This window comes from Exiguobacterium sp. s150 (assembly GCF_018618435.1).
Taxonomy (GTDB): Bacteria; Bacillota; Bacilli; order Exiguobacteriales; family Exiguobacteriaceae; genus Exiguobacterium; species Exiguobacterium alkaliphilum.
In genome coordinates this window covers 1-441 of sequence record NZ_JACSMC010000089.1, presented here as the reverse complement: position 1 = coordinate 441, position 441 = coordinate 1, and the positions used below count along the sequence as shown (strand labels likewise).

Annotated in this window: 1 protein-coding gene; it reads right to left on the bottom strand. The window is 51.2% G+C overall.

The features are described 5' to 3' along the window. Window positions 1-141: 141 nt before the first annotated feature. A partial coding sequence (locus KNP76_RS15680; protein WP_214845053.1) for an ATP-binding protein occupies window positions 142-441 on the bottom strand: 300 nt, incomplete at its 5' end.

The following is a 441-nucleotide window of genomic DNA, read 5'->3' as shown; positions in this document are numbered from 1 at the left end:
GGTACCACTCAGTGACATATGTCGACCATCATGTGACTCAAAGTCCGTTGGACAAGGGATTGCGGCATTGTGAGCCATCGATTGCGGACGACTGAGCCACCTAGTGCGAAGAAAAGAGCCATTACTTAGATGGCTCGGACGTCAGCGTGCTGATATGCCATGGCGTTCCCTCATCGATATTTCACCGTCGATCATGATTTGATAAGAGTCATGGATGATCCGGTCCAGAATCGCCTCTGCGATGGTTTCGTTTCCTAATCGAAGATGCCATCCGCTCGGGTCGATCTGTGAACAGTAGATGGTGGAGACGGTCTTATGGCGCGACTCGGAAATCTCGAGGAGGATCGTCGCCTCGTCAGTCGTCAAGTCGGTCAATAGCCATTCATCGAGGATGAGTAGGTCGACTTTTGTATACTTTTTGAGGAGTCGTCGGTAGCTCCC